Source organism: Rhodococcus sp. ACPA4 (assembly GCF_002300185.1).
Classification (GTDB): Bacteria; Actinomycetota; Actinomycetes; order Mycobacteriales; family Mycobacteriaceae; genus Rhodococcus_F; species Rhodococcus_F globerula.
Window position 1 is genome coordinate 256,699 of the sequence record NZ_NSDY01000001.1, and the last position, 26,214, is coordinate 282,912.

At 63.2% G+C, this 26,214-nt stretch carries 24 protein-coding genes, 1 tRNA gene and 1 other RNA gene; 16 read left to right on the top strand and 10 right to left on the bottom strand.

The window, feature by feature from the left end:
• Nucleotides 1-163: 163 nt before the first annotated feature.
• From CJ178_RS01175 to mhpA, 4 genes are all read left to right on the top strand, one after another.
• A complete protein-coding gene (locus CJ178_RS01175) occupies nucleotides 164-589 on the top strand; it encodes a DUF3052 domain-containing protein (RefSeq protein ID WP_033233108.1) in 426 nt (141 codons plus the stop codon).
• Nucleotides 590-693: 104 nt separating this feature from the next.
• The gene (locus CJ178_RS01180) at nucleotides 694-1,158 is read left to right on the top strand and encodes a peroxiredoxin (protein WP_033233192.1); all 465 of its coding nucleotides are present in this window, start codon (nucleotides 694-696) and stop codon (nucleotides 1,156-1,158) included.
• 32 nt (nucleotides 1,159-1,190) lie between these two features.
• A tRNA-Val gene (locus CJ178_RS01185) sits at nucleotides 1,191-1,262 on the top strand.
• Nucleotides 1,263-1,426: 164 nt separating this feature from the next.
• Nucleotides 1,427-2,989 (top strand): bifunctional 3-(3-hydroxy-phenyl)propionate/3-hydroxycinnamic acid hydroxylase MhpA, encoded by a 1,563-nt coding sequence (mhpA, locus tag CJ178_RS01190; RefSeq protein WP_095885938.1) that lies wholly within the window; start codon nucleotides 1,427-1,429, stop codon nucleotides 2,987-2,989.
• Here the strand turns inward: mhpA and CJ178_RS01195 are convergent.
• On the bottom strand, nucleotides 2,962-3,639 hold the full coding sequence (locus tag CJ178_RS01195) for a YceI family protein (RefSeq protein ID WP_045067125.1): 678 nt from the start codon (nucleotides 3,637-3,639) through the stop codon (nucleotides 2,962-2,964). The genes mhpA and CJ178_RS01195 overlap by 28 nt on opposite strands.
• Before the next feature lie 11 nt (nucleotides 3,640-3,650).
• Entirely contained in the window at nucleotides 3,651-4,964 is a 1,314-nt protein-coding gene (locus CJ178_RS01200) for a glycosyltransferase (protein ID WP_095885939.1), read from the bottom strand.
• Between the two features lie 151 nt (nucleotides 4,965-5,115).
• Here CJ178_RS01200 and CJ178_RS01205 point away from each other — a divergent pair, with 151 nt between their 5' ends.
• Together CJ178_RS01205 and CJ178_RS01210 are read left to right on the top strand one after the other, a co-directional pair.
• Nucleotides 5,116-6,171, top strand: a complete 1,056-nt coding sequence (locus tag CJ178_RS01205; RefSeq protein WP_033233112.1) for a type III polyketide synthase — start codon at nucleotides 5,116-5,118, stop codon at nucleotides 6,169-6,171.
• A 34-nt stretch (nucleotides 6,172-6,205) separates the two neighbouring features.
• The gene (locus CJ178_RS01210) at nucleotides 6,206-7,210 is read left to right on the top strand and encodes a cobalamin biosynthesis protein (RefSeq protein ID WP_095885940.1); all 1,005 of its coding nucleotides are present in this window, start codon (nucleotides 6,206-6,208) and stop codon (nucleotides 7,208-7,210) included.
• Here the strand turns inward: CJ178_RS01210 and CJ178_RS01215 are convergent.
• The 3 genes from CJ178_RS01215 to CJ178_RS01225 are packed head-to-tail and all read right to left on the bottom strand — an operon-like array spanning nucleotide 7,151 to nucleotide 9,243.
• The gene (locus tag CJ178_RS01215; RefSeq protein WP_095885941.1) at nucleotides 7,151-8,044 is read right to left on the bottom strand and encodes an SURF1 family cytochrome oxidase biogenesis protein; all 894 of its coding nucleotides are present in this window, start codon (nucleotides 8,042-8,044) and stop codon (nucleotides 7,151-7,153) included. The genes CJ178_RS01210 and CJ178_RS01215 overlap by 60 nt on opposite strands.
• Before the next feature lie 50 nt (nucleotides 8,045-8,094).
• Nucleotides 8,095-8,544 (bottom strand): low molecular weight protein-tyrosine-phosphatase, encoded by a 450-nt coding sequence (locus CJ178_RS01220; protein ID WP_095885942.1) that lies wholly within the window; start codon nucleotides 8,542-8,544, stop codon nucleotides 8,095-8,097.
• A gap of 12 nt (nucleotides 8,545-8,556) precedes the next feature.
• On the bottom strand, nucleotides 8,557-9,243 hold the full coding sequence (locus tag CJ178_RS01225) for an HAD-IA family hydrolase (RefSeq protein ID WP_095885943.1): 687 nt from the start codon (nucleotides 9,241-9,243) through the stop codon (nucleotides 8,557-8,559).
• A gap of 56 nt (nucleotides 9,244-9,299) precedes the next feature.
• Here CJ178_RS01225 and cobC point away from each other — a divergent pair, with 56 nt between their 5' ends.
• From cobC to CJ178_RS01245, 4 genes are all read left to right on the top strand, one after another.
• On the top strand, nucleotides 9,300-10,349 hold the full coding sequence (gene cobC / locus CJ178_RS01230) for an Rv2231c family pyridoxal phosphate-dependent protein CobC (RefSeq protein WP_095885944.1): 1,050 nt from the start codon (nucleotides 9,300-9,302) through the stop codon (nucleotides 10,347-10,349).
• Nucleotides 10,346-11,476: a Nif3-like dinuclear metal center hexameric protein gene (locus CJ178_RS01235; RefSeq protein ID WP_095885945.1), complete on the top strand. Its 1,131-nt coding sequence runs from the start codon at nucleotides 10,346-10,348 to the stop codon at nucleotides 11,474-11,476. Before cobC ends, CJ178_RS01235 begins: the two co-directional genes overlap by 4 nt.
• Nucleotides 11,477-11,556: 80 nt before the next feature.
• A complete protein-coding gene (locus CJ178_RS01240; protein ID WP_095885946.1) occupies nucleotides 11,557-12,294 on the top strand; it encodes a zinc ribbon domain-containing protein in 738 nt (245 codons plus the stop codon).
• A complete protein-coding gene (locus CJ178_RS01245; protein WP_033233129.1) occupies nucleotides 12,291-13,454 on the top strand; it encodes a bifunctional RNase H/acid phosphatase in 1,164 nt (387 codons plus the stop codon). The genes CJ178_RS01240 and CJ178_RS01245 overlap by 4 nt, the downstream gene beginning before the upstream one ends.
• Here CJ178_RS01245 and CJ178_RS01250 read toward each other — a convergent pair whose 3' ends face one another.
• Nucleotides 13,455-14,690 carry an SLC13 family permease gene (locus CJ178_RS01250; protein WP_045067140.1) on the bottom strand — a complete coding sequence of 412 codons (1,236 nt, stop codon included), beginning with the start codon at nucleotides 14,688-14,690 and terminating at the stop codon, nucleotides 13,455-13,457.
• Nucleotides 14,687-15,214, bottom strand: coding sequence for a DUF1697 domain-containing protein (locus tag CJ178_RS01255; RefSeq protein ID WP_095885947.1), 528 nt, complete (start codon nucleotides 15,212-15,214; stop codon nucleotides 14,687-14,689). Before CJ178_RS01255 ends, CJ178_RS01250 begins: the two co-directional genes overlap by 4 nt.
• 54 nt (nucleotides 15,215-15,268) lie before the next feature.
• Here CJ178_RS01255 and rnpB point away from each other — a divergent pair.
• The 3 genes from rnpB (at nucleotide 15,269) to CJ178_RS01270 (ending at nucleotide 17,665) form a co-directional block, all read left to right on the top strand.
• Nucleotides 15,269-15,682, top strand: an RNA gene (gene rnpB, locus CJ178_RS01260) — RNase P RNA component class A.
• A 336-nt stretch (nucleotides 15,683-16,018) separates the two neighbouring features.
• Nucleotides 16,019-16,204: a hypothetical protein gene (locus tag CJ178_RS01265; RefSeq protein WP_033233133.1), complete on the top strand. Its 186-nt coding sequence runs from the start codon at nucleotides 16,019-16,021 to the stop codon at nucleotides 16,202-16,204.
• A 9-nt stretch (nucleotides 16,205-16,213) separates the two neighbouring features.
• Nucleotides 16,214-17,665 (top strand): RNB domain-containing ribonuclease, encoded by a 1,452-nt coding sequence (locus CJ178_RS01270; RefSeq protein ID WP_095885948.1) that lies wholly within the window; start codon nucleotides 16,214-16,216, stop codon nucleotides 17,663-17,665.
• Nucleotides 17,666-17,672: 7 nt separating this feature from the next.
• On the opposite strand, the gene pip is transcribed toward CJ178_RS01270, so the two are convergent.
• Genes pip through panB form a run of 3 tightly spaced genes read right to left on the bottom strand, consistent with a single transcriptional unit; the run spans nucleotide 17,673 to nucleotide 19,975 of the window.
• Nucleotides 17,673-18,644: a prolyl aminopeptidase gene (gene pip, locus CJ178_RS01275; protein ID WP_045067144.1), complete on the bottom strand. Its 972-nt coding sequence runs from the start codon at nucleotides 18,642-18,644 to the stop codon at nucleotides 17,673-17,675.
• Nucleotides 18,644-19,075, bottom strand: a complete 432-nt coding sequence (locus tag CJ178_RS01280) for a lipoprotein (RefSeq protein ID WP_033233135.1) — start codon at nucleotides 19,073-19,075, stop codon at nucleotides 18,644-18,646. Before CJ178_RS01280 ends, pip begins: the two co-directional genes overlap by 1 nt.
• A gap of 54 nt (nucleotides 19,076-19,129) precedes the next feature.
• Complete coding sequence (gene panB, locus CJ178_RS01285) at nucleotides 19,130-19,975, bottom strand: 3-methyl-2-oxobutanoate hydroxymethyltransferase (RefSeq protein ID WP_033233144.1); 846 nt, start codon at nucleotides 19,973-19,975, stop codon at nucleotides 19,130-19,132.
• A 196-nt stretch (nucleotides 19,976-20,171) separates the two neighbouring features.
• On the opposite strand from panB, the gene CJ178_RS01290 reads away from it, so the two are divergent.
• The 3 genes from CJ178_RS01290 to CJ178_RS01300 all read left to right on the top strand — a co-directional run bounded on the left by CJ178_RS01290 (nucleotide 20,172) and on the right by CJ178_RS01300 (nucleotide 26,214).
• A complete protein-coding gene (locus CJ178_RS01290; RefSeq protein ID WP_095885949.1) occupies nucleotides 20,172-21,755 on the top strand; it encodes an alpha/beta hydrolase in 1,584 nt (527 codons plus the stop codon).
• A 107-nt stretch (nucleotides 21,756-21,862) separates the two neighbouring features.
• Nucleotides 21,863-23,203, top strand: a complete 1,341-nt coding sequence (locus tag CJ178_RS01295; protein ID WP_033233146.1) for a glutamine synthetase family protein — start codon at nucleotides 21,863-21,865, stop codon at nucleotides 23,201-23,203.
• Nucleotides 23,203-26,214, top strand: a complete 3,012-nt coding sequence (locus CJ178_RS01300; protein ID WP_095885950.1) for a bifunctional [glutamine synthetase] adenylyltransferase/[glutamine synthetase]-adenylyl-L-tyrosine phosphorylase — start codon at nucleotides 23,203-23,205, stop codon at nucleotides 26,212-26,214. Before CJ178_RS01295 ends, CJ178_RS01300 begins: the two co-directional genes overlap by 1 nt.

Sequence of the window (26,214 nt, forward strand, 5' to 3'; positions counted from 1 at the left end):
AAGGCGTAGGGTTCCGGGCGTGTCTGCGGACACAAATCCGGAAAAGTTTTCGGCGTGGTCGGCTTGCGCTAACGCCTTCGACCATGTTCGCTTTCCCTAATCGAACGTTAAACGGTCGGTGCGCGGGGACTCCGTGCACCATCAACAAAAGGAGGACCCCACCGTGGTCGCCGCGGCGGATGCCCAGAACTACGCTCAGAAACTCGGGATTACTGCCGATATGGTGGTGCAGGAACTGGGCTGGGATGAGGATACCGACGACGGCATTCGTGCCGCGGTTGAGGAAACCATCGGCGGGGAAATGCTCGACGAGGATTCGGACGAAGTCATTGATGTCGTGCTGCTGTGGTGGCGCGACGAAGACGGAGACCTTGTCGACGCTCTGATGGATGCCATCGGTCCTCTCGCAGACGAAGGTTTTGTCTGGGTTCTCACACCTAAGACAGGGCGCGACGGACACGTCGAGCCCAGCGAGATCGCTGAATCTGCCCCTACAGCAGGACTGACTCAGACGTCTGCTGCGAACCTCGGTGACTGGTCGGCAAGCCGACTCGTTCAGCCGAAGGCTCGCCCGGCAGGCAAGCGCTGATCAAGCCGGCATCAAGCAACAGTGCATCGGATGACGCAAGTGCGACGTCCGATGCACTGTCGTATTTCCGAAACTTTTCCTATCGTCAGTGAAGGATGAAATCCATGCCTCTCGAAGTTGGTGCTCAGGCACCGGAATTCACGTTGAAGGATCAGAACAACCAGGAAGTCTCCCTCGCAGACTTCCGCGGTAAGAAAAACGTTCTGCTCGTCTTCTACCCGTTGGCTTTCACCGGAACATGCCAGGGCGAACTCTGCAAGGTCCGCGACGAGCTTCCGACGTTCGAAAACGACGACACGGCAATCCTGGCCATCTCCGTCGGCGCTTCGCCGACACACAAGATCTGGTCCGCCGAGCAGGGCTACACCTTCCCGTTGCTCTCCGATTTCTGGCCGCACGGTGAGGTTGCGCAGAAGTACGGCGTGTTCAACGACAAGCTGGGCTTCGCTAACCGTGGAACCTTTGTCATCGACAAGGACGGAATCATTCGTTTTGCCGAGATGAATGGCCCCGGAGAGGCCCGTGACCACGCGCTTTGGGCAAATGCGATTGCCGCGCTAGAGTCTTAGAGCACTCCCGGTGAGGTTCTCGCCGGGAGTTCGGGCGTGTAGCTCAGTGGTAGAGCTCTGGTTTTACACACCAGCGGTCGGGGGTTCGAAACCCTCCGCGCCCACCGAATGACAAAACCCTGATCTGCGCTCCGGCGCGGTCAGGGTTTTGTTGTTTCTAGTCTCCGATGTATCCCGGTCTCCGGGTTAATCTGGCTGAGGAACCCCTTGACGCAGCGGGCCCGCCCACAGATGATCGAACTCTTGCACGTCGAACTCTGGAGCATCGGTGCCAACGCACGCCCAACATGTAGCTGTACTGATCATCGGAGCCGGACCGACTGGTATTGCCGCCGCGACGTTGCTCGCCCAACGTGGTGTCGAGACCATGGTCGTCGAACGCCACCGCGGCATCTACCCGCTGCCCCGTGCGGTGCACCTCGACGACGAGGTCCACCGGATACTCCAAAAGCTGGGTGTAGCTGACGAATTCGCCGCAATCAGCAAAACCGCCAGAGGGATGCGGTTGGTGGACGGCAGTTTGGAAACCCTGTTGGAGTTACGCCGTGAGGGCGTCGGAGAACACGGCTGGCCCCAGGCGAATATGTTCGATCAGCCTGACCTCGAGAACCTGCTCAGGCACAATCTTGCGGGCTTTCCCGCAGCCACCGTAGTCGCCGGGGTGGAGGCGACAGTGACTCGCAGCGTGGATTCCGTTGTCGAAGTTGAACTGGTGGAACAGGATTCCGGAGCGAGGCGCACAGTCACTGCTGACTTTGTGCTCGGATGCGACGGCGCGAACAGTCGGACCCGCGAGTTCCTCGGCACGAAGATGCGTGATCTCCATTTCGAAGAACTCTGGTTGGTTGTCGATGTGCGGTGCGGCGTCTCCCTCGACGTGTGGGATGGCGTCTACCAAGTGTGCGACCCGTCGCGCCCGTCGACGTTCATGCAGATCGGCCCAGACCGCTACCGGTGGGAGTTCCGGATCAATCCCGGGGAGAGCGTCGACGAACTCGCGTCAGCGGATTCTTTACGCGCATTACTGGCACCGTGGTTCCGCGAGGTGCCCTGGGAGGCAGCGGAAGTGCTGCGTCATACCGGATACACATTCCGTGCCGCTGTGGCCGACGTGTGGGGGCGCGGGGGCGTCTTCCTGCTCGGCGATGCCGCGCACTTGACGCCACCCTTCATCGGGCAAGGCATGGGTGCAGGGTTGCGTGACGCGGCCAATCTGGCGTGGAAGCTGGCGGCGGTGGTGGACGGCACTGCTGAACGGTCGATCCTCGACAGCTATCAGGAGGAACGGAAACCGCATGTGACGCAGATTGTTCGAGCTGCTGTGGCGATCGGCTGGGTGATGGCCGGCGGAAAGGGCTTCATCTCGCAGGCGCGTCAATCCATCCTGACAGCGGTGTGCCGAGTGCCGGGGTTCAGTGGACCGGCGATGAAGTCGATTTCTCCGAGGCTGCGGGCAGGGCTGTTGGCGAGGCGCCCCGTGTTGGAGAGAAACCCTGTCGGATTGATGTTTCCACAGCCACATGCCGGGGACGACGATCGTCTTGGCACTGGTTTTTCTCTGGTGTATCGCGGTGAGATGGACACCCATCTCAGGGTTCTCGCGTCGGCGCTCGGAGCTGTGGAAGTGCTCGTCGGTAGTGACGAAACCGGTCGCGCGGTGTCGTCGTGGATGGATCGACACCGCGCCCGCGCAGTTCTCGTGCGCCCGGATCGGGTGGTGGCGGATTATGCAAAACTCGGGAACGGGCCTGCGCGCGAATCCACGTGGGCGCGTGCGCTGGTCGGTTCCCGAGTCGCGGCGAACTACTTGGACAGGATGATCGAGAACTGAATCTGGCCGGCATCCTCGACGATGATGTTGGCGAACATGGTGGGCTTGTCGATCTTGTAATCGGTCCACGTGACATCGATGGCGCCGGCGGCTTCGATTCCGGCAGCCGACCTACGGATATCGAAATCAGTTGTCACCGGACGGGTTTCGCCCTTGAGAGTGAGCTCGCCGGTGATCGGGATGGTGGTGATGGTGCCGTCGGCTGGGACTGTGCTCAGGTCAACGGGTTCGGTGATGGTGAACGTCGCCTTGGGGAACTTGCTGGCGTTCATCACGGAGTTGCTGAACTGGAAGTCGCGTCGGCCGTCGTCGGTTGCGATGGTGGCAACGGCGACCTCGACGGTTCCCTCGGTCAGCTTCTCGGATTCGACGGTCGCGGTGCCGCTGACTTTCTCGGTCTGTCCGCGGACGAAGACCCGTTGTCCCTGGAGCGTTTCCCACACTTCGTAGCCGGCCTTCGATCCGGGCCCGACGGTCCACGTACCGTCGATTTCTGCCGACGCGTCGGCGGGAGCGGCGTCGTCGCTCAGTCCGAGCGCGTCCGGCTGATCACCGTGAATGAAATTTGCGTACACCCAGGGTCCGGCAAGTACGACTGCCAGCACTACGGCCACCGCGGAGCCGATCACCCACCACCATCGTTTGTTCATGAGGGCGAAGATTAGTGCAATTGTGAACCAGATGGGGGAGTTACGTTTTCGGACGCCCCCGCAATGGTTGCCGCGATGGTTGCGCTGGCTGATAGCTCGGAGAGGTCTCGTTGCAATTCCTGAGCGCGTGTGCGGAACGCTTTGTCGTCGAGGACACGTCGGACGGCGGTGGCGATGGAACGCGCACGTGGGGTGCCGCGTCGCAAGTTGATGCCGGTGCCGGAGATTTCCACCCGGCGGCAGATTTCGGCTTTGTCCTCGGTGGTTCCGGCAACGACCAAGGGGACGCCGTGTGCGAGGGCGTAGTGCACGCCGCCCCAGCCTCCGTTGGTGACCATGACATCGACCTTGGGAAGAAGTTGATCGTAGGGGAGGAACTCCGCGACGCGGAGGTTCTCGGCGGTGGCCGACACGTCGGAGATCGGGCGGCCCCCCGTAGTGGCGACCACAAGTACGTCCTGATCGGCCAGGCCGCGAATTGTGGGTTCCATCAATCGATTCAGGTCACCGTTGTCGAGGGTCCCTTGTGTGACGAGCACCACTGGTCGGTCTCCGTCGAGGTCGTTCCACCATGTGGGTGGCGTGAAATCGCTGCTCGATGTCGAGAGGATCGGGCCGCTGAACGTCAATCGGTGGTCGCGATCGCTGCGCGGATACTCGAACGATTCGGTGGTCAGCACAAATGTTTCATCGGCGAGTATGGGCCAGTTCAGAACAAAATCCGGGATCGGTGTGCCGGTCAGTTGTTGGTGTTGGCGGTCGGCGGACGACTGTGCGGCGCGCAGAATTCCGTACTCGAAAGCGCTGTTGAGCGCCTGGTTGCGGATGCGTCCGGCGCGGGTCGACGACGGTGGAAACCCCGGTCCGAACGGTGCGGTATCGATGCTCGTGCACATGAGAGGTGATGTGCAGATCGCGAATACACGCGGTCGGGAAGCGGGTGATCCGCTCAGCAGCGGGATCAATCCCATGAACAAATTCTCGGCGGCGACGGCATCGACGGATGTGGATTCGATGATGCGCTCAACTGCCCTGTACTGCGCGGACATCGATGCGACAAAGATTCTCTCGAGGTCGAATCGGGAACGAAGTGGTCCGGGCCGACGTGACCGTCCTGGGAACGCGGCTTCCATGTTGTGCTCGTCGAAATCGCATTCGGGGGGAAGGGGGATGTGTGTGATTCCCGCTGAGTCGGCGCGCCGCGCGAACTTGTCGCCGGTCAGTATCGATACGGAGTGACCCGTTTCGATCAGAGCTTTTCCGACAGCGAGCATCGGAACAACGTGGCCTGTCAGCGGTGCGCTGCAGAGCAGTATCGAACTCACCGGTCTCCTTGTTTCTGTGTATCGGTCTCGGATGCATTGTGAGACTGGACAGTCCGCCAAACGACGTAGGTCCCCGTTTTGTTCTCCGATGTGATTTCATCTGAATTCTGCACACTGTAGAAGCTTCAACCAAGTGCCTCGGAGGCTCGACATGACTACCGCCTACATCAACAAGATCTCGACGGTTGTGCCAGAGCATGACATACACGATGCCTTCGTGGAGTTCGCAGACAATTCCTTCACTCTTCGGCGCAAGCAGTTGCTGTTCCGCCGTATGGCCGATCGGGCGCAGATTTCGCACCGATACTCCGGAATCAGCTCGGTTGACGACTTTTACAGCGGCGACCCCAACGGAATCAACACCGAAACGCGCATGATCGAGTTCGAACGCACCGCACCGGCACTGGCCGTGCGCGCCGTGAACGGTCTGAATCTCGGTGACCGTGCCTCCGAGGTCACCCACCTGATCGTCATCACGTGTACCGGATTCTATTCTCCCGGAATCGACTTCGAGATCATCAAACAGTGTGGGATCAGCCCGTCCGTCGAGCGCACGCAGATCGGGTTCATGGGCTGCTTCGCCGGCATCAACGGACTCAAGCTGGCGCATCACATCGTTCGTTCGGAGCCCAATGCGCGGGTCCTCGTGGTCAGCACGGAACTCTGCTCGCTGCATCTGCAGAAGTCCGAGGATCTCGAGACGATGCTCTCGTTCCTCGTGTTCGGCGACGGTTGTGCCGCCGTCCTGATCTCCGCCGAGTCCGAAGGGCTGGCGATGAATTCCTTCCAGGCAGTGATGGTTCCCGATTCCGCGGAACTGATCACGTGGAGAATCGGTGAGCTCGGCTTCGACATGGTGTTGTCCGGCAAGGTTCCCGGGACCCTGTCGCGCGCTTTGGACGATGAAAGCATGAAGCTGATTCTTGCCGGTGCGGACAAGAGTGACATCGGCTTGTGGGCTGTGCACCCCGGCGGTCGGTCCGTACTCGATGCCGTCGAAACGTCTTTGGAGTTGGCGCCGACCGATCTGGCCGCATCACGAAAGATCCTCAACGACTACGGAAACATGTCCTCGGCCACCGTGCTCTTCGTGCTGGCAGAGATGATGGAGCAGAACAAGAACGGCGAGCACAGTGGAAAGGCCGGTTGTGCGATGGCTTTCGGTCCGGGACTGACCGCGGAAACCATGCGGTTCCAGGCCGTCTGAACCTGACGGCAGCGGGCGCGGGTAGAACTGTTCTGTGCTCAACGCGTCCAAGAACCGTCACCCTGTCACTGCTCGCGCCGCCGGCCTGCTCCTCGGCTTTGCGGCCGACCGCTACTTTGCCGACCCCGCAAGGTTTCATCCCGTCGCCGGTTTCGGTACGAGTGCGATTGCTCTGCAGCGGGTTTCCTACTCCGACAGCAAGGTTGCGGGCACCGTGCACGTAACGGTGTTGTTGACCGGAGTGGGGGCACTCGGACTGGTCTCCGAAAGCGTTGCTCGACGCGGCGGGTGGCTCGCACACGCCGGTGTCATGGCCGCGGCCACGTGGGCGGTGCTCGGCGGGACGTCGCTCGCGCGCACCGGACACGACATGGCCGTGCGGCTCGAGGAATCCAGGCGAAGTGGGGACCTTACCGCTGCGCGCGACCTACTCCCGTCACTGTGCGGACGCGATCCATCGGTCCTGGACGAGGAGGGCCTCACCCGAGCGGCTCTGGAATCGGTGGCCGAGAACACGTCCGACGCGACAGTGGGCGCGCTGCTGTGGGGTGCCGTGCTCGGTATCCCGGGCTTGTTCGTCTACCGCGCCGCAAACACATTGGACGCGATGATCGGCTACCGCTCCGAGAAGTACCGCAACTTCGGATGGGCCGCAGCCAGGTTCGACGATCTGGTCAATCTTGTGCCCGCCCGATTGACCGGTGTGATCACCGCCGCATCGGCACCGTTGGTCGGCGGTTCGCCGCGCGAGTCTCTGTCCGCGTGGCGTCGTGACGCGTCGGCGCATCCGAGTCCCAATGCGGGCGTGGCCGAGGCCACCGCTGCGGGAGCATTGGGTATCTCGCTCGGAGGACGCACGCAGTACTCCTACGGCGTCGAAATGCGTCCAGTGCTCGGAAACGGACAAGCCCCGACGCCGACGGATTTGCGCCGGGCGTCGAGGCTGTCCTCGATAGTTCAGATCGGAGCCGCGATAACGTCAGCGGCTGTTGCCGTAGCGGTCGGCAAGTTTGACTTCCTTCGCCGTTCGCGGAACTGACTCGGGCTCCGGCTTTTTGCGACGCCCGATAGTGCGTGCCGGGGTCGGAGTCGGCGCTGGAGTCGAGTCGTCGCCAGCTGTATCGGCGGACTCTTCCTTCTCCTTGCGTCGCTCCCGCCATTCCGCACGGATGAAGTACGCCAGTCCGAGTGGTGCCATGATGCCGAATGCGAGCCACTGGAATCCGTACGAGAGATACGGGCCGGCGTCGAGTTGGGGGAGCGCAATGGTGCCGAGTCCGCCTGGCTGGTCGGGCTCGAGCTGGATGTACGCGTTGACAAGATCGGTGCCGATGAATTCGCCGATCGGGCCCGCGTCGATGGAGTAGACCTGCTTAGCGCCGTCTTCGAACATCGGAACTCGGCCGGGGGCCGTGCCCTCCGACAAGCGAACCCGGCCGTTCAAGGTGACGGGATCGGTGGGCGGCGCGGCAATCGGAGGCGCTTCCGCACCCGTGATCGGCCGCACGAAGCCGCGATTGACGAGGATGGTTCGGCCGTCGTCGAGGGCGAACGGAGTCAAGACCTCGTAGGCCGGTGCACCCTCGACGGACTGAAGGCGGACGAGGATGTCGGCATCGGGGACATAGGACCCGGTGGCTGTGATGTTTCGCCACTCGTCGGCCGGCGCGATGGTGCCGTCGGCGATGACATTGCCGATGGGCACTGTCTCCGCGTTGATGGAATTGGAGATCAGATCGTTGCGGTACTCGGTGGACGTGTTCTTTCCGAGCTGCCATGGCGCCAGCACGGTGAAGCACATGTAGGCGAAGATGCCGACCACAGCTGCCAGTACCAACCAACCGGGCCGCAACAAGAATTTGAGTCTCCGCACGACTACTACGGTATCCGTTCTTCCGAACTGAGTGAATTCAGCTCCGCGTCCTACAGTCGTTCGCGGATCCAGACCAGGATGTCCGGAATTGCCGCTTCGATCTGATCCTGGACCAGTTCGAAATCGGAGAAGTCACCGTAGTAGGGGTCCGGCACCGAGTCCCCGTCGGCATCGGGGTCGAAGGAACGCAGCAGCCGACGTCGTTCCGTCGGAACGCCAAGGTGAGCGAGCTCACGATCGTGGCCGGTGTCGAGGGGTACGACGAGGTCCGCCGACAGGTGGTCGTCGTTGACCTGAGCTGCGCTGTGGCCGGTCGGGTAGTTGGCCGCGAGGAGAATCTTGTTGGTTCGTGAGTCGGCTTCCTCGCCGCTGTGCCAGCCGTCGATACCGGCGCTGGTCACCCGAACCTGATCGTCGAGACCTTCGCGTTGCAGATGGCCGAGCAGGATTTTCTCTGCCATCGGCGACCGGCAGATATTGCCGGTGCAGACAAACGTCACTGCAGTACTGACTCAGTACCGGCCATCGAGTAGTCCTCCCAGTTCGGTGGTCGACGCAACCGAGTGACGGGCGCCGTCCGCTTCGGATGCGTGACCGTAACCCCATTCGACGAACAGCGCGGGAATTCCGAACTTGGCTGCTCCCAGAACGTCGTGATCGCGATCGCCCACCATGATCACATCCGCGGTGCCGCCGTCGGTTGCGCTCACCGGGGTCAGCCCGAGTTCGGTCAACGAATGCGCGATGACATCCGGCTTGGCCCGCCGGGAACCGTCGTCGCTGGCGCCGCCGATGAACTCGAAATAGTGGGCGAGGCCGAAGTGCTCGAGGATACGAATCGCAAACCGTTCCGACTTCGACGTCGCGACCGCCAAGCGGGTGCCGTGCGCGCTGGCCCGGGCGAGTACATCGTCCATACCGTCGAAGACCGAGTTTTCACTCCAGCCGACGGCGTCGTAGCGCTCGATGTACGCGCCGATCGCCGCCTCGACCTCGTCGGCGGGCATATCCATTGAGCGGAACGTGTCGATCATGGGCGGGCCGATGACTGCGGCGAGCATCTCTTCGGTGGGTTCGGGCCGGCCGACGGTAGCCAGCGCATGACGGAACCCGCGGTGGATTCCGGGGGCCGAATCGGTGATGGTTCCGTCGAGGTCGAAGAGGACAACGGGAAAACTATCGAGGGGAAGTGAGCTCACAGAAGGTCATTATCCCGCACGTGGGGAGCCCTGTCCGCACCCGTAGTCTCGTCACCGTGAGTATCGCAGCGGACAACCTGGACAGTTTGCGTCACCACGGGGACGTCGACGCGCAGCCGGGCCTTCTCGATTTTGCCGTCAACGTTCAAGGCGACGGGCCACCGGAGTGGCTGCGGGAGCGCCTGGCTCAGGAGTTGTCGAGCCTCGGTGCGTACCCGTCTGCGGCCGCGGAACTGCGGGCCAGGGAAACCGTCGCTGCGCGCCATGGCCGACGGCTCGACGAGGTGTTGTTGCTCTCCGGTGGGGCCGAGGGATTTGCGATGCTGCCCCGGCTCGGCTCGACATCGGCTGCGTTGATCCATCCCTCGTTCACGGAACCGGAATTGGCTCTGCGGGAAGCCGGTGTACCCGTGACGCAGGTGATCCTGGAACCGCCGTATCTGTTGCGTGACGCAGCCGTCCCCGAATCGGCAGATCTGGTGGTTCTGGGTAACCCCACCAATCCGACGTCGGTGTTGCATCCGAAAGACGATGTGCTTGCACTGCGTCGACCGGGCCGAATTCTGGTCGTGGACGAGGCCTTCGGCGACGCGGTGCCAGGTGAAACCGAGAGTGTCGCTGATCAGTCTCTGCCGGACGTGCTGGTGCTGCGCAGTCTGACAAAGACATGGGCGCTGGCGGGATTGCGATGCGGCTACGCTCTCGGAGCACCCGACGTGCTGACGCGGCTCACCGAAGGCCGGGCACATTGGCCCCTCGGAAGTTTGCAGATCGAAGCGATCAGGGCCTGTTGTGAACCGTCGGCGGTGGCGCAGTCGCAAGAGAAGGCAGCGGCAATTGCCCGTGATCGCGAGTCGTTGTGCCGCGAGCTTCGCGCCCTCAGCTTTTCGGCCAACGGTATTTCGGTCCACGAGCCTGCGTCGGCACCCTTTGTCCTTCTCGAACTTGCCGATGGCGAAGCGATGCGTCTGCATCTGCGCGAGCGCGGCATCGCTGTTCGACGGTGCGATACGTTCCCCGGACTCGGCCCGAATCATCTGCGGTTGGCAGTCCGCCCGCCGCATCAGGTGTCGATCCTGATCGACGCGATGAAGGAGATCTTGTGAGCACAACCCTCGCCGACGTCATAGCTGTACTCGAGGCCGCGTACCCACCGGCATTGGCCGAGTCGTGGGACTCCGTCGGATTGGTGTGCGGTGACCCGGCCGATTCGGTGAGCCGCGTCGTTTTTGCCGTGGATCCCACCGAATCCGTGGTCGACGACGCAATTGCCTCCGGTGCGGACCTGCTGGTTGTGCACCATCCGTTGTTGCTGCGCGGAGTGGACACGGTCGGCGCGCACACGCCGAAGGGCGCCTTGGTACACAAGCTGATCAAAGCGGGGTGTGCCTTGTTCTCGGCGCACACCAACGCCGATTCGGCCGATCCCGGCGTCTCCGACGCTTTGGCGGACGCCTTGGGTCTGACAGTGCTGCGCCCGATCGAGCCGAAGCCTTCACCGCTCCTGGACAAGTGGGTGGTCATGGTGCCGATCGACCGCACCGACGCAGTGCAGGGCGCACTCTTCGAGGCGGGCGCCGGCCGCATCGGCGACTACAGCGAGTGCAGCTGGACGGTCACGGGCACCGGGCAATTCCTTCCCGGCGACAAGGCAACTCCCGCAATCGGAAGCGTCGGCGCGCTCGAGCAGGTCTCGGAAGATCGGATCGAGGTCATCGCGCCGCGCACCAAACGCGCGGCGGTACTCGACGCTCTGCGCACCGCACACCCCTACGAAGAACCGGCCTTCGACGTGTTCGAGCTGGCCACCTTCCCGAGTTCTCGGGGCCTCGGCCGCATCGGTGAGCTTCCGCACGCCGAAACGCTGCGTGAGTTCACGGCGCGAGTCGCAGGAGCACTGCCGTCGACGGAATGGGGCGTTCGCGCGGCCGGCGACCCCGACGCGATGGTGCGTACCGTCGCGGTCTGCGGCGGTTCCGGCGATTCGTATCTCGGTGTGGTGTCCGCGCTGGGCGTCGACGCGTACGTGACGTCCGACCTGCGGCATCATCCGGCGGACGAGCATCTGCGGGCCGGTGGACCGGCGCTCGTCGACGTTGCACATTGGGCCAGTGAATATCCGTGGTGTGCCCAGGCGAAGTCGGTGGTCGACGCCGCATTCGGGTCCGTTCCCGAGTGGCACAGTCGAGTCAGCACCATCCGCACCGATCCGTGGTGCCTGAGTGCGTCGTAGGTGGCCACCGATCAAGGTACGGTTGCACGAACATTTCAACAGCAGACCCGTCACCGGACATACAGCAGGAGTTACACAGCGTGAACGTCCAACCACAGGTGCAAGCCAAGCTTCTCGACCTCGCCGGCGTGGATGCGGAGCTCACCCGGATCGCACATCGACGCGGTGCGCTTCCCGAGCAGCAGGAAGTGGACCGTCTCGAGGCTGAGCGCATCAGCCGCAAGGACGCGTCCGTCGGCGTCGAAATCCAGATCGACGACATCGATCGCGATATCCGCAAGCTCGAAGGTGAGATCGACGCTGTCCGTCAGCGCGAAGACAAAGACCGCACTCTCTTGCAGAGCGGCAACGTAGCAGCCAAGCAGCTCACCGAACTCGAACACGAACTCGGCAGCCTTGTGCGTAGGCAGGGGCTTCTCGAAGACGAGTTGCTCGAGGTCATGGAACAGCGTGAGGCGCTGCAGGCAGATTACGATCACGCCGGCGCGCAGCTGTCGCAGGCAGAAGAGGAACTGATCGACGCCAAGCGTCGTCGCGACGACGCTATGGCCGATCTGAACAAGGCGCAGGAGCGCTGCGTCGCGGACCGTGAGCGTCTGGTCGGCGAGTTCCCCGCCGATTTCCTGGCAGTCTACGAAAAGCAGCGCACCCTCGGGGGACCGGGCGCAGCCCTGCTACAGGCTCGCCGCTGTGGTGCCTGCCGGATCGAAATCGACCGCGGTGAGATCTCGCGCATTGCCGGCACGGCATCCGACGTTGTTGTCCGTTGCCCCGAGTGCGGCGCAATCATGGTGCGTACCAAGGAGTCCGGTCTGTGAGTTTGTCACGAGTCATCGTCGAGGCCGACGGTGGATCGCGGGGAAACCCAGGTCCGGCGGGGTACGGCGCTGTCGTGTTCGACAGCTCTCGCACGGTGCTGGCCGAACGCAAGGAAAGCATCGGCACTGCCACCAACAATGTTGCGGAGTATCGCGGGCTCATTGCGGGATTGACCGCTGCCGGTGAACTCGGCGCCTCCGATGTTGATGTCCGGATGGATTCCAAACTGGTTGTCGAGCAGATGTCCGGTCGCTGGAAGGTCAAGCACCCGGACATGATTCCGCTCCAGCGCAAGGCCGCAGAGGTGGCGGCGCAGTTCGCGAGCGTGACGTACACCTGGATTCCCCGCGCGGAGAATTCGCATGCGGATCGGCTGGCAAACGAGGCGATGGACGCGGCAGCCGGAATGGAAACTGCCGGCCTTGACTCTGCAGGTATCGAGACCGCAAGCGAACCCGTCCCGGTGTCCACACCGAGAACTGCGCCCGCCGAGACCTCGTCCGAACCGCAGATCGCCGGTTCGCCTGGGTGGACGGCCAGCGTGGGCAAGCCGACGCGGATGTTGTTGCTGCGTCACGGTCAGACAGCGATGTCGGTCGATCGCCGTTATTCGGGCCGGGGTAATCCGATCCTCACGGCACTGGGGCGCGCTCAGGCCGCCGGCGCAGCAGCACGTTTCGGCAGTCGCGGTGGTATCGACGCCATTGTCTCGTCTCCACTCGGCCGCACGCGCGAGACAGCTGAAGAGTCGGCGCGAGTTCTCGGCCTGCCGGTGATCGAGCACAAAGGTCTGATCGAAACCGATTTCGGTGACTGGGACGGGCTCACGTTTCGTGAAGCGGCGCAGCGTGATCCGGAACTGCACACGGCATGGTTGTCCGACACGTCCGTGAAGCCGCCCGGCGGTGAGAGCTTCGACGAGGTTCGGGAGCGCGTTATTGCCGCGCGTGACGATCTGATCGCAACGTACGGTGGGTCGACACTGCTCGTCGTCTCTCATGTGACACCGATCAAGACCCTGGTGCAATTGGCGCTCGACGCTGGTCCGTCGTTGCTGTACCGCCTGCACCTGGATTTGGCGTCGCTGAGCATCGCCGAGTTCTACCCCGACGGTGGAGCATCGGTGCGACTCGTGAACGACACGTCGCACCTGCGCTGACTACAGAACAAGCCAGAGCGCGCTGACTGCCCCGAGAAGGGTCAGTGGCGTCGTAGCTAGACCGAGCAGTGTGAAGGTTGCCAGCGTGGGCGCAGCGTCCACGCTGGTGGCCACTCGCCGCCACAGCATTGTTGCGAGTGAGCCGACGTAGGTCAGATTAGGGCCGAGGTTCACCCCGATCAGCATGGCCAGTACCAGGCCGGTCGGGGCCGAGGGGCCAAGGGCCGCGATCATCAGCAAGGTGGCCGGCAGGTTGTTCACGAGGTTCGACGCGATCGCCGCGACCGCTGCCACCACGAGCAGCGAGACATAGCCGGTATCCGACGGCAGTATCCGTGCAACAGCGTCCCCGACGGGACCGTGTGCGACGCCTGCCACCACAACGCCGAGCACCAGCACAAATGCGCAGAACCACAGATCAGCCGCGTACACGATGCGCTTCAGGTCGGTTCTGCGGCGACGGAGAGCGATCGCAGACAGCACTGCCGCGCCGGCGACGGCCACCCACGCCGGTTCGATGCCGACGAATCCCGAAGCGGCAAAGCCGAACAGCGTTGCGCCGATGATCGACAACGGCAGCACGGGTGCGGGGGAGTGACGGATTTCCGGAACCGGTCCGTCGGTTGTGTCCGCGCGCAGCTCCGATCGGAAGAACCATCGAAAGATCACGTACTCGATCACGATCGTCACGATCCACGGCAGCGCCATCAGGGCGGTGAAGTGCAGGAAGGTCAGTCCAGTTGCCGAAAACGCAATGAGATTGGTCAGATTGGAGACGGGCAGCAGGGTAGACGCCGAATTCGAGAGGTGCGCAGCGGCATACGAGTTCGGTTGTGGGCTGGCGTTGATGGATCGGGCGGCAACGATCACGGCCGGCGTGAGCAGCACGACCGTTGCATCGAGGCTCAGTACCGCGGTTGTCAGGGCCGCTGCGCCGAAGACGTAGGTGAGCAGGCGGCGCGGATCGCGGCGCGAGCCTTGCCGCAGTACCTGACTCACCCAGTGAAAGACACCGAGAGCGTCGGCGGCATGAGCGAGGATCAGCACCGCAACCAAGAACACGACGGTCGGTGCCATTGCTGTCACTTCATCGCGGGCTTCACCGACAGTGACCGCGCCGGCGAGAACCACGGCAATCGCGGCGGGGCCGGCTACCACGATCTCGGGCAGCCCGCGTGGGCGAACGATCGCGAACACGAGCACAACGCCGACCAGAATGATCGGAAGCAGACTCACTTCAGAAGTTTGTGGAGCGTGTTCAGATTGCGGGTGGTGGTGTACGCCTTGAATTTCGGTTTACCGGTGTTCTTGCCGAAGGCGCTCTTGACGGTCATGCCTTTCTCGACCTCCCAGTACAAAACGCCGTCACCCGGTGCTACCTGTTCGACTGCCGGGTCGAGTCCCGCGGCCGATTCGGCGAGCTCTGCGAGCACCGACGGCTCTGACGCGATCATCGCGTATGCGTGCCACCCTTCGCGGCCGGGGTCGAAGGGATATCCGTCGACAATGGCCTGCAGCGCTGCGGTGTCGAGCACGAAGACCCAGGCTTCGTACCCGAATTCGCGGTTGAGGGCGGTTTCGATGGCTTTCTTCAGCGCGGGCACATCGGCACTGGTGCTGTCGAAGAGGACATTGCCTGACGCCAGGACCGTTTTCACACGCTCGAATCCGAGTTCTGTGAAGACGCGCGCAAGGTCCACCATCTTGATGTTGATACCGCCGACATTGATGCCGCGTAGCAGGGCCACGTACCGAGTCATACAGCGACCATAGTTCGGGTCACCGACAGCCACCCGGTAACCTACTGGGGCGGACGAGTTGGCCGGGCGGCCGCGGATCAGGGAACCAGCGCGTACTGCGCACAGGCCCCGAGTCGAGGAAAGTCCGGACTCCACAGAGCAGGGCGGTTGTTAACGGCAACCCGAGGCAACTCGCGGGACAGTGCCACAGAAAACAGACCGCCTGCCTTTCGGGGCAGGTAAGGGTGAAACGGTGCGGTAAGAGCGCACCAGCACCCCGGGTGACCGGGGTGGCTAGGTAAACCCCGCCCGGAGCAAGGTTGAAGGTCGCATCGCGTGCGGTGCGGCTGCGCAAGTGTTCGAGGGCTGCTCGCCCGAGCTTGCGGGTGAACCGCGTGAGGCACCCGGCGACGGTGTGTCCAGATGGATGGTCGCCACTCGTCACTTCGGTGTCGAGGACAGGATCCGGCTTATACGCCAACTCGTTCGCCCTGACTTTTTCAAGGCTTCGCAAGCGCATACAACCCCCGCCGGCATGGCCGACGGGGGTTGTATGTCGTAGTTCGTGTGGCGGTTATCAGATGGGCTTGATGACCAACAGGGTCGCCCAGTAGGTTGCCGCGTCATGGCCCATGAGCGGGAGAAGGTAATCGTAAAGAATTGCGGACATTGCGCGCTCCAATTTCTGTTCGTAGCTTGTCGAGGGCGATCAAGCAGAACTCACCGTTCGATTGTCCGGTTTTCACCTGCCAGGCCAAGTCGAAAGAATAGCAGTCTCACAGCGATCTACAAGCCTGACTCCCACTGAAATGCCACACTGTATTCATGACTGATGAAGATCGACTCTGGTACTTCGATGTGTCCGATGGTTCTGTCTCCCAAGGCAAGGGTCCCTCATCTTTGACGAGAATGGGGCCGTACCCTGATCGGGAGTCGGCAGAGCATGCACTGCAGATCGCCGCGGAACGCAACAAAGCCGCTGATCGGGCCGACGACGACTGGAACAACTAAGTTCGGTTTATGCGCCGAATCGAAGGTGGAGGACGCGTGCCCCTAGGTCGAATAACGGTGCAGGGAATCGACTTCGGGACGATTCGGGCTGAGTTTTCGTTGCCCGACGCGTTCGGCAGTGCGGCGATGGTCGAGGCCGAGAATGCCCGAGATCGCCATGCGGACGGCCGACTGGACGCTACGCACATCGAGTTCGTCACCATCGATCCGCCCGGATCGATGGATCTCGATCAGGCAGTGCATCTGGAGAAGTCAGCAGACGGCTTTGTCGTCCACTACGCCATCGCGGACGTTGCCGCGGTGGTGGTTCCGGGCGCCGCGCTCGACGTCGAAACCCGGGGACGGGGCCAAACCTTTTATCTCCCGGACGGTTCCGTACCCCTGCATCCGCGTGTGTTGTCGGAAGATTCGGCCAGTCTCTTGCCGGACGTGGTTCGTCCGGCTGCACTCTGGCGAATCGAACTCGACGTCAACGCCGAGCCGACGTCGTGGTCCGTAACCCGAGCCCTCGTGAAATCCGTGGCGCGTCTGGACTATTCGACGGTTCAGGCCGACGCTGATGCCGGTACCTTGCACCCGTCGATCGCGGCGCTACCGGAATTCGGCCGTCTCCGCGGTGACTCGGCGGTAGCCCGCGGTGCCATCGAGTTGAAGTTGCCGGAGCAGTCCGTGGTGCGGGAAGAGGCCGGACCGGATCAATCCGGTCGGTGGCGAATTGTGTTGGAACCGCGGACGGAAGCCGACGACTGGAATGCCGAAGTGTCTCTGTTGACCGGGATGTGCGCCGGCCGGATGATGATCGACGCAGGTGTCGGATTGTTGCGGACGTTGCCGCCGGCCGAGCAATCGGCAGTGGACACGTTGCGGAGAACTGCGGTTGCGCTGGGTATTACGTGGCCGCCGGGCAAGACGGTGGGGCAGATTCTTGCCGGACTCGACGCGCAGGAGCCGTCCACGATGGCCTTGATGTCGGTAGCGCCGTCTTTGCTGCGCGGCGCCGACTATGCGGCGTTCGACGGCCAATTGCCCGATCTGACAGTGCATGCGGGCATCGGCGCGCCCTACGCTCACGTGACTGCTCCGCTGCGCCGGCTGTCCGATCGATTCAGTACCGAGATATGTCTGGCGATCAGTGCTGGTACGCCCGTACCGGATTGGGTGCGGACCGCGTTGCCTGAATTGCCGCCGATCATGAGCGGATCGGATTCCGTCGCGAACAAGGTGGATCGCGCATGCATCGATCTGACCGAGGTGACGTTGCTCGAGGGCCGCGTCGGCGAGGTATTCGATGCTGTGGTGATGCGATCCAAGGACGGCAAGCGCGCTGCCGAGGTGTTCATACCGTCGGTGACCGTGATCGCCAAGTGCGTCGGCACTCCCGACGACGGTGAGCTGGTGAAGGTGCGACTCACCGCCGTCGACACAGCTAAGCGAACTGTGGAGTTCAGCTTCCCGGCATAGAGCCGAGTTACCGGTAGGAGTCTGTTGCCTCGAGCAGGTGATGGGTGATGCCGGGTTCCATCGCGGAATGGCCGGCGTCGTCGACGATGACGAGCTTCGACTCCGGCCAGGCATTATGGAGGTCCCAGGCGCTGGTTGCGGGGCAGACGACGTCGTAGCGGCCTTGCACGATTGTTCCGGGAATGCCGTGCAGGGCCGAACTCTTGGTCAGCAGTTGAGCTTCGTCGATGAAGCCGGCATTGACGAAGTAATGGTTCTCGATCCGCGCGAAAGCCAGGGCAAAGCGTACTTCGGAATTCTCCTCGACCTTCTCCGGTTTCGGGATCAGGAAGCTTGTCGAACCCTCCCATGCGGACCAGGCGACAGCGGCGCGCTCTGCCACATCCGCGTCGTCGGAATGCAGGAGGCGGTGGTAGACCGCAACCAGATCATCGCCGCGCTCGTTCTCGGGTACCGGTTCGAGGAACTTGGCCCAACGTTCGGGGAACATATGACCCGCTCCGCCGTTGTAGTACCAATCGATTTCGCTTCGGCGCAGGAGGAATATCCCGCGCAGCACGAGTTCGGTGACCCGAGTCGGGAAGGTTTCGGCATAGGCGAGTGCGAGAGTCGAACCCCACGACCCGCCGAACACCATCCACTTCTCGATTCCGAGATGCTCACGCAGGGCTTCGATGTCGTGCAGCAGTTTGTCGGTGGTGTTGACCGACAGATCGGCGCCGTCGGCGACGTGCGGCGTCGACCGACCGCATCCGCGCTGGTCGAGAAGGATGATCCGGTATGCGTCGGGATCGAAGAACTGCCGCAGCGACGGGTGTGTCCCACCGCCGGGGCCGCCGTGCAGGAATACGACGGGTTTGCCGTCGGGGTTTCCGCTGATCTCCCAGTACATGCGTTGGCCGTCGCCGACGTCGAGAAAGCCCGACGTGTGTGGCTCGATCGGGGGATAGAGTTCGCGGAGTTCACCGGTTTCGGTCATCAGAAACCGACCATGCCCGAAGCGAGGTCGGGGATCTCCAGCGCGTACAACGCGCCATCCCGGATTTCCGGGCACGTGGCCGCCATCGCCGTGTCGACGCGATCACGATGCGCCGCAAGGTCGATCAGATTGATGCCGTTCTGGCTCGCCCAGGATCCGACCAGGAGGTTGAGCGCGCCCTTGCCGAGCGTCGGGGTGACTGTTCGCCAATTCTGCAGTTCGGCTTCCATGTCCGAGCACAGCTGCTGCACCTGCGCTTCGGTGAACGTGCCCGCCGCGGCAGCGGTCGTGGTTGCCGCGGCCGATGTGGTCGGTGTGGCCGAGCTGGGCGCGGGAGAGGTTGTGGTCCCTCCCGCGCATCCGCTCAGAACCGTCACGAGAGCAGCCGAACCAACAACGGCAGCTGTGAAATGACGACGGTTACCGATCATGAACGCACCCCTGAATTTCTTTTCGAGAGACAGGCGGCGTTCGCCGGTCTCGGATCAGAAACTGTGCTCGACGGCCGGGAAGGCGCCTGTGCGAACTTCTGATGCATAGGCTGCGGCCGCGGAGCGCAGTTCGTCACCGACGTTACCGAAACGCTTGACGAACTTGGCTGTCTTACCGCTCGTGTAGCCGGCCATGTCCTGCCAGACGAGGACCTGGGCGTCGCATTCGTTGCCCGCCCCGATGCCGACGGTGGGGATGGTCAATTTGCGTGTGACCTGGCCCGCGATGTCGGCCGGAACCATTTCCATGACCACCGAGAAAGCGCCGGCTTCCTGCACGGCAATGGCGTCGGCCACAAGTTGGTCGGCACCGTCGCCGCGGCCCTGGACGCGGAATCCGCCGAGCGAGTTGACGCTCTGCGGGGTGAAGCCGACGTGCGCCATGACGGGAATACCGGCAGCAGTGATAGCGGCAATCTGCTTGGTCATCCGCTCGCCGCCCTCGAGCTTCACGGCGTGGGCGAGGCCCTCTTTCATGAAGCGGGTGGCAGTTGCCAGAGCCTGTTCGGCGGAGGCTTCGTAGGTGCCGAACGGGAGGTCGGCAACAACCAGTGCGTGGGGTGCGCCGCGAACAACACCGCGAACCAGCGGGAGAAGTTCGTCGACGGTGATCGGCACCGTCGTGTCGTAGCCGTATACGACATTGGCGGCGGAATCACCGACGAGGAGAACCGGAATGCCGGCTTCTTCGAAGATTCGGGCCGTCGAGTAGTCGTAGGCCGTGAGCATCGACCAACGTTCGCCGTTCTGCTTCATCTCGGCGAGGTGATGGACGCGGGTCTTGCGCATAGGAGCAGCCGGGGTAGCAGCTGCAGAACCGTACAGAGGAGTCTCGGACATCGTTGTCCCTTTCGTGCCTCGAGGCCTTAGGCGTTGATTGCCGTCGGGTCCCCGGGTGTGGGTGATGACACGATCAGTCTGCCACCGGAAACCGTCGGTGCGAATAGCAAAACCTGGTGCGATGGGTCACATCGGCGAGCGGCCATCCGAAGTAGCGAATGGCTGGTAACCGCTATTTCCTGGCACCATCGACGGTATGTCGAAGTTAGTTCGCCTCTCCGGTGTGTGTGCCGCAAGCGTCGCTGCTCTCCTGTTAGTTGCCGGTTGCACTGTTGCCGACGGCGACAATCCCTCCACCGATTCTTCGGGGTCTGCAACGTCCGCGGCACCCGCTTCGGTTCCGGCAGGGTTGGAGAAGTTCTACGAGCAGACCCTCGACTGGGGTTCCTGCGAACGATTTGCCACGCCAGGTGATTCGCCGCTCAGTAGTTCGGTCGACTGCGCCGCGGTGACGGTTCCCGTCGACTACGCGAATCCGACCGGAGACACGGCGCAGGTTGTCATCTCGCGAGCGGCAGCGACGGGGGATCGAATCGGATCGCTGCTGATCAACCCAGGTGGACCGGGTGCATCGGGGCTGGCGATGGCAACTCAGGGCTCCAGGACACAGCTCGCCGAGCGCTTCGACCGGATCGGGTTCGATCCGCGGGGCGTGGGTGCGTCGACGCCTCAGGTGCGCTGCCTGACGCCGGCGGAGTTCGATGCCGAGCGCGCGGATGTCGATATCGACATGACGCCCGAAGGGATTGCCGACGCGGAGCAGGACAGCAAGGACTATGCCGCCGCGTGCGTGGCGAACACCGGAACCGACTTCCTCGCCCACGTCGGCACGTATGAAGTGGTGCGAGATATGGACGTGATCCGCGGTGCGCTCGGTGATTCCGAGTTGAACTTCCTCGGGTTCTCGTACGGGACGCGAATCGGTTCGACCTACGCCGAAACCTTCCCGCAGAACGTTCGGGCGATGGTGCTCGACGGCGCGTTGGATCCGAATCAGGACGTCGTCGACGAAGTTGTACTGCAAGGAGAGGGCTTCCAGGTCGCGTTCGACGCCTTTGTCGCCGACTGCGTGTCGCAGCGGGACTGCCCGCTCGGAAGTGATCCGGCGCAGGCGCGCGAGAGATTGCAGGCGTTGCTGGAACCGCTGATCGACAACCCTGCCGACACCACGGATCCGCGCGGTCTCAGCTACGGGGACGCGATCACCGGTGTGCAGCAGGCGCTGTATTCACAGCAGTTGTGGACCACGTTGCGGATGGGGCTGTCCGGCCTGGCGGACGGCCGGGGTGATGCGCTGTTGAGTTTGGCCGACCAGTACGAGGGGCGAAATGACGACGGCACGTATTCCAATATCAACGATGCGTTCAATGCCATCCGGTGCGTCGACGATCCGGCTACAACCGATCGGGCAGAAGCCGGTGAGGCCGACACGCGGTATCGCGAGGCCGCACCGTTCCTCGACGACGGCCGAGGCACCGGTCAGGCGCCGCTGGATCTGTGTGCGTTCTGGCCGGTCCCGGCGACGGGCAGTCCGCATGAGCTCGATCCGCAGGCTCTGGCCGATGCCGGCCTCCCGACGCTGGTCGTCGTGTCGACGACGCAGGATCCGGCTACTCCGTATCAGGCCGGCGTGGATCTCGCGAAGCAACTCGGGGCCGCGCTCATCACGTTCGAGGGAACACAGCACACCGTTGTTCTGGACGGCGAACCGTGCGTCGACGACGCGGTCGTCAACTACCTCGTCTACCTGAAGGTCCCGGAGGACGGCCTGACATGTTAGCGCCTGTAGGCCCGCATGCAGGGGCTATGTGAGAGTGACGCATCACTCGGGTAACTCGTGCCGCTGATGTAACACAGATTTAACGTGGCTTGCTTACTCTCGCGTGCATGGATCGCCAAAAAGAATTCGTGCTTCGTACCCTGGAAGAGCGCGACATTCGGTTCGTCCGCTTGTGGTTCACCGACGTTCTCGGTTACCTCAAATCGGTGGCGATCGCCCCCGCGGAACTCGAAGGTGCCTTCGAAGAGGGAATCGGTTTCGACGGTTCCGCCATCGAGGGATTCGCCCGAGTGTCCGAAGCGGACACCGTTGCCCGCCCTGACGCGTCGACTTTCCAGATCCTGCCGTGGGCGCACAAGGACGGCGCGCAGCATTCGGCTCGCATGTTCTGCGACATCACCAACCCGGACGGTTCGCCGTCGTGGGCTGACCCGAGGCACGTGCTGCGTCGTCAGCTGAGCAAGGCCAGTGACCTGGGCTTCAGTTGCTACGTGCATCCCGAGATCGAGTTCTTCCTCCTCGAGAACGGTCCCTTGGACGGCACTCCGCCGATCCCGGCCGATTCCGGTGGCTACTTCGATCAGGCCGTGCACGATTCGGCTCCCAACTTCCGTCGTCACGCGATCGACGCTCTCGAGTCCATGGGGATCTCGGTCGAGTTCAGCCATCACGAGGCCGCTCCCGGGCAGCAGGAGATCGATCTCCGCTACGCCGACGCGTTGTCCATGGCCGACAACGTGATGACGTTCCGGTACGTCGTCAAGGAGGTCGCGATCGGCGAAGGCGTGCGGGCGAGCTTCATGCCCAAGCCGTTCAGCGATCAGGCCGGTTCGGCGATGCACACGCACATGAGCCTGTTCGAAGGCGACACGAACGCGTTCCACAACCCGGACGATCCGATGCAGCTCTCGGAGACCGGCAAGGCATTCATCGCCGGCATTCTCGAGCACGCCAACGAGATCAGTGCCGTCACGAACCAGTGGGTCAACTCCTACAAGCGCCTGGTCCACGGCGGCGAGGCTCCGACGGCAGCGTCGTGGGGACCCTCCAACCGCTCGGCGCTGATCCGCGTGCCGATGTACACGCCGAACAAGGCGTCGTCGCGTCGTGTCGAGATCCGCAGCCCAGATTCGGCATGCAACCCGTACCTGACGTTTGCGGTGCTGCTCGCGGCCGGTCTGCGCGGCATCGAGAAGGGCTACACCTTGCCTCCCGAGGCCGAGGACGACGTGTGGTCGTTGACCTCCGCCGAGCGTCGCGCCATGGGGTACAAGGAATTGCCGAGCAACCTCGACGGTGCTCTGCGCGAGATGGAGAAGTCGGAGCTGGTGGCCGAGGCTCTCGGCGAGCACGTTTTCGACTTCTTCCTGCGGAACAAGCGGCGTGAATGGGAGGAATACCGCAGCCACGTGACGCCGTTCGAGCTCAAGACCTACCTCGGCCTGTGATGGTCAAGCCGCCGTCCGCACGATCCGTGGTACCCGGGCCGGGCCGGCTCGGGTTGGTCGAGAACACCGCAGCCGACGAGCTTCGCCAACTCGGCTGGGTGGACTCGGAGAGCATCGAACTCCTGTGGTCACTCTCGCGTTCCGCCAACGCCGATCTTGCGTTGCGCACGTTGGTGCGCATCAAGGATTCGCTGGGCGACGGATGGAGTGACCTCGACGACGCGCTGCGTAAGGACAAGAGCCTGCGCGGACGGCTGCTCGGACTGATCGGAGCGTCGGCGGCATTCGGTGATCACATCGTTGCCGATCCGTCCGCGTGGCGCATTCTCGACGGCGCATCGCTGCCTACCAAGGCCGCCGCCACCACGGCGCTGCTCGGGGCCGTCGGCGCAACGTTGGACGAGGGCGCAACCCGAGGCTCGCAGACGTACCGCGCTGCGATGACCGGTCCGGACGCGGTTGTTGCGCTTCGGAAGTCGTACAAGGATCAGCTGATGTTGCTGGCCGCGTGCGATTTGGCGGCCACCGTCGAAAACGAACCCGTGGTTCCGTATCAGACCATCGGGCATCAGCTCTCGGATCTGGCCGACGCGGCACTGACTGCGGCTCTGTCGGTAGCGATCGCCACCGTGTGCCCCGAAGGCACATGCCCCATCCGCCTTGCGGTTATCGCGATGGGCAAATGTGGTGCGCGCGAACTGAACTACGTGTCCGACGTCGACGTCGTGTTTGTTGCCGAACCGGCCGACGCTACTGCTTCTCGCGTAGCGGGCGAGTTGATGAGGATCGGCACGTCCGCGTTCTTCGAAGTGGATGCTGCGCTCCGCCCCGAGGGTAAGCGCGGCGAACTGGTGCGTTCACTCGATTCCCACATCGCATACTACAAGCGGTGGGCCAAGACGTGGGAGTTCCAGGCTCTTCTGAAGGCCCGTCCGATGACGGGGGACATGGAACTCGGGCGTCAGTACGCCGAGGCCATGAGCCCGATGGTCTGGACGGCGTCCGAACGTGAGGACTTCGTTCCCGAAGTGCAGGCCATGCGCCGACGCGTCGAGGAAATGGTTCCGCCCGAGATGCGAGAGCGCGAGCTCAAACTCGGTCGCGGAAGTTTGCGAGACGTCGAATTTGCCGTTCAGCTCCTGCAATTGGTGCACGGCCGCGCCGATGACACTCTGCACGTGCAGAGCACAGTCGATGCGCTGACAGCGCTGGCCGCCGGTGGTTATGTCGGCCGAGACGACGCCGCGAACCTCACCGCGTCCTATGAATTCCTGCGTCTCCTCGAGCATCGTCTGCAGTTGCAGAAGCTCAAGCGCACCCACACGTTGCCGCCGCCGGACGACGACGAGGCGTTGCGTTGGCTGGCCCGCGCCGCGCACATGCGTCCCGACGGCCGCCTCGACGCGCTCGGGGTGTTGCGCGCCGAGATCAAACGGAACTCCCATCGAATCCGCCGGTTGCACGCCAAGCTGTTCTACCGTCCGCTGCTCGAGTCCGTGGCGCGGATGGACAAGGAATCGTTGGCTCTCGGGCCGGAAGCTGCCGTTCGCCAGTTGGCGGCGTTGGGATACACCGCCCCCGAGAATGCGCTCGGTCACCTCACGGCCTTGACTGCGGGAGCGTCCCGCAAGGGGCGGATCCAGGCGCTGCTCTTGCCGACGCTACTCGAATGTCTTGCCGACACACCGGATCCCGACGCCGGACTGTTGGCGTACCGACGCTTGTCCGACGCACTGGTCGATCAGACCTGGTTCCTTCGGTTGCTTCGCGACGAGGCTGCCGTCGCCGAACGTCTGATGACGGTGCTTGGCTCTTCCGCGTACTTGCCGGATCTGCTGATCAAGGCACCAGACGTCATTCGTCTGTATGCGGATTCGCCGAGTGGCCCGCGTCTGATCGAACCGGTACCCGAGGACGTCTCGCGCGGTATTCTCACCGCCTCAGCGCGGCACAGTGACCCCAATCGCGCTGTCGCAGCGGCACGTTCGTTGCGTCGCCACGAGTTGGCGCGCATCGCGTCGGCCGACATTCTGGGAATGCTCGACGTTCCGGCGGTGTGCAAGGCACTGTCGTCGGTGTGGGCCGCGGTACTCAACGCGTCGCTGTCCGCCGTGATCAAGGCCAGTGTTGCCGAACTGGGAACGCCCGCCCCTGCGGCGTTCTCCGTGATCGGCATGGGCCGACTCGGCGGCGGCGAACTGGGATACGGCTCCGACGCCGACGTTCTGTTCGTGTGCGAGCCCGTCGAGGGCGTCGACGAGACCGTTGCGGTCAAGTGGGCCAACAGCATTGCGGACAAGGTGCGCAAGCTTCTCGGTGCACCGAGCACGGATCCGCCGCTCGAGGTGGATACGGGACTGCGCCCCGAGGGACGCAACGGCCCCATGGTCCGCACCCTCGAATCGTACGACGCCTACTACGCAAAATGGGCGCAGGCGTGGGAGATTCAGGCACTGCTTCGCGCCCACCCGGTAGCCGGTGATCCCGATCTGGGACTGCGGTTCCTGCACATGATCGACAAGACCCGTTATCCAGAGGGCGGCGTCAGCGAAACGGCGGTTCGCGAGATTCGCCGAATCAAGGCTCGCGTCGATTCCGAACGTCTCCCTCGTGGAGCCGACCCCGCGACACACACCAAGCTGGGTCGCGGCGGACTGGCCGATATCGAGTGGACCGTGCAGCTGATCCAGCTGCGTCACGCCGACAAGATCGCGTCGTTGCACAACACATCGACGCTGGAAACGCTGGACGCGATCGGTGCAGCCGAGTTGCTCAGTGAATCCGACGTGGAGTTGCTGCGCGATGCGTGGATCACGGCGACCAAGGCCCGCAATTGCCTTGTGCTGGTTCGCGGAAAGCCGACCGATCAACTGCCAGGACCGGGACGCGTCCTGTCCGCCGTGGCGCAGGTTGCGGGATACGGAGATGACTCGGGGGAGTTCCTCGACAACTATCTCCGCATCACGCGACGGGCAAAAGCTGTGGTGGAACGGGTGTTCGGCGGAGAGTAA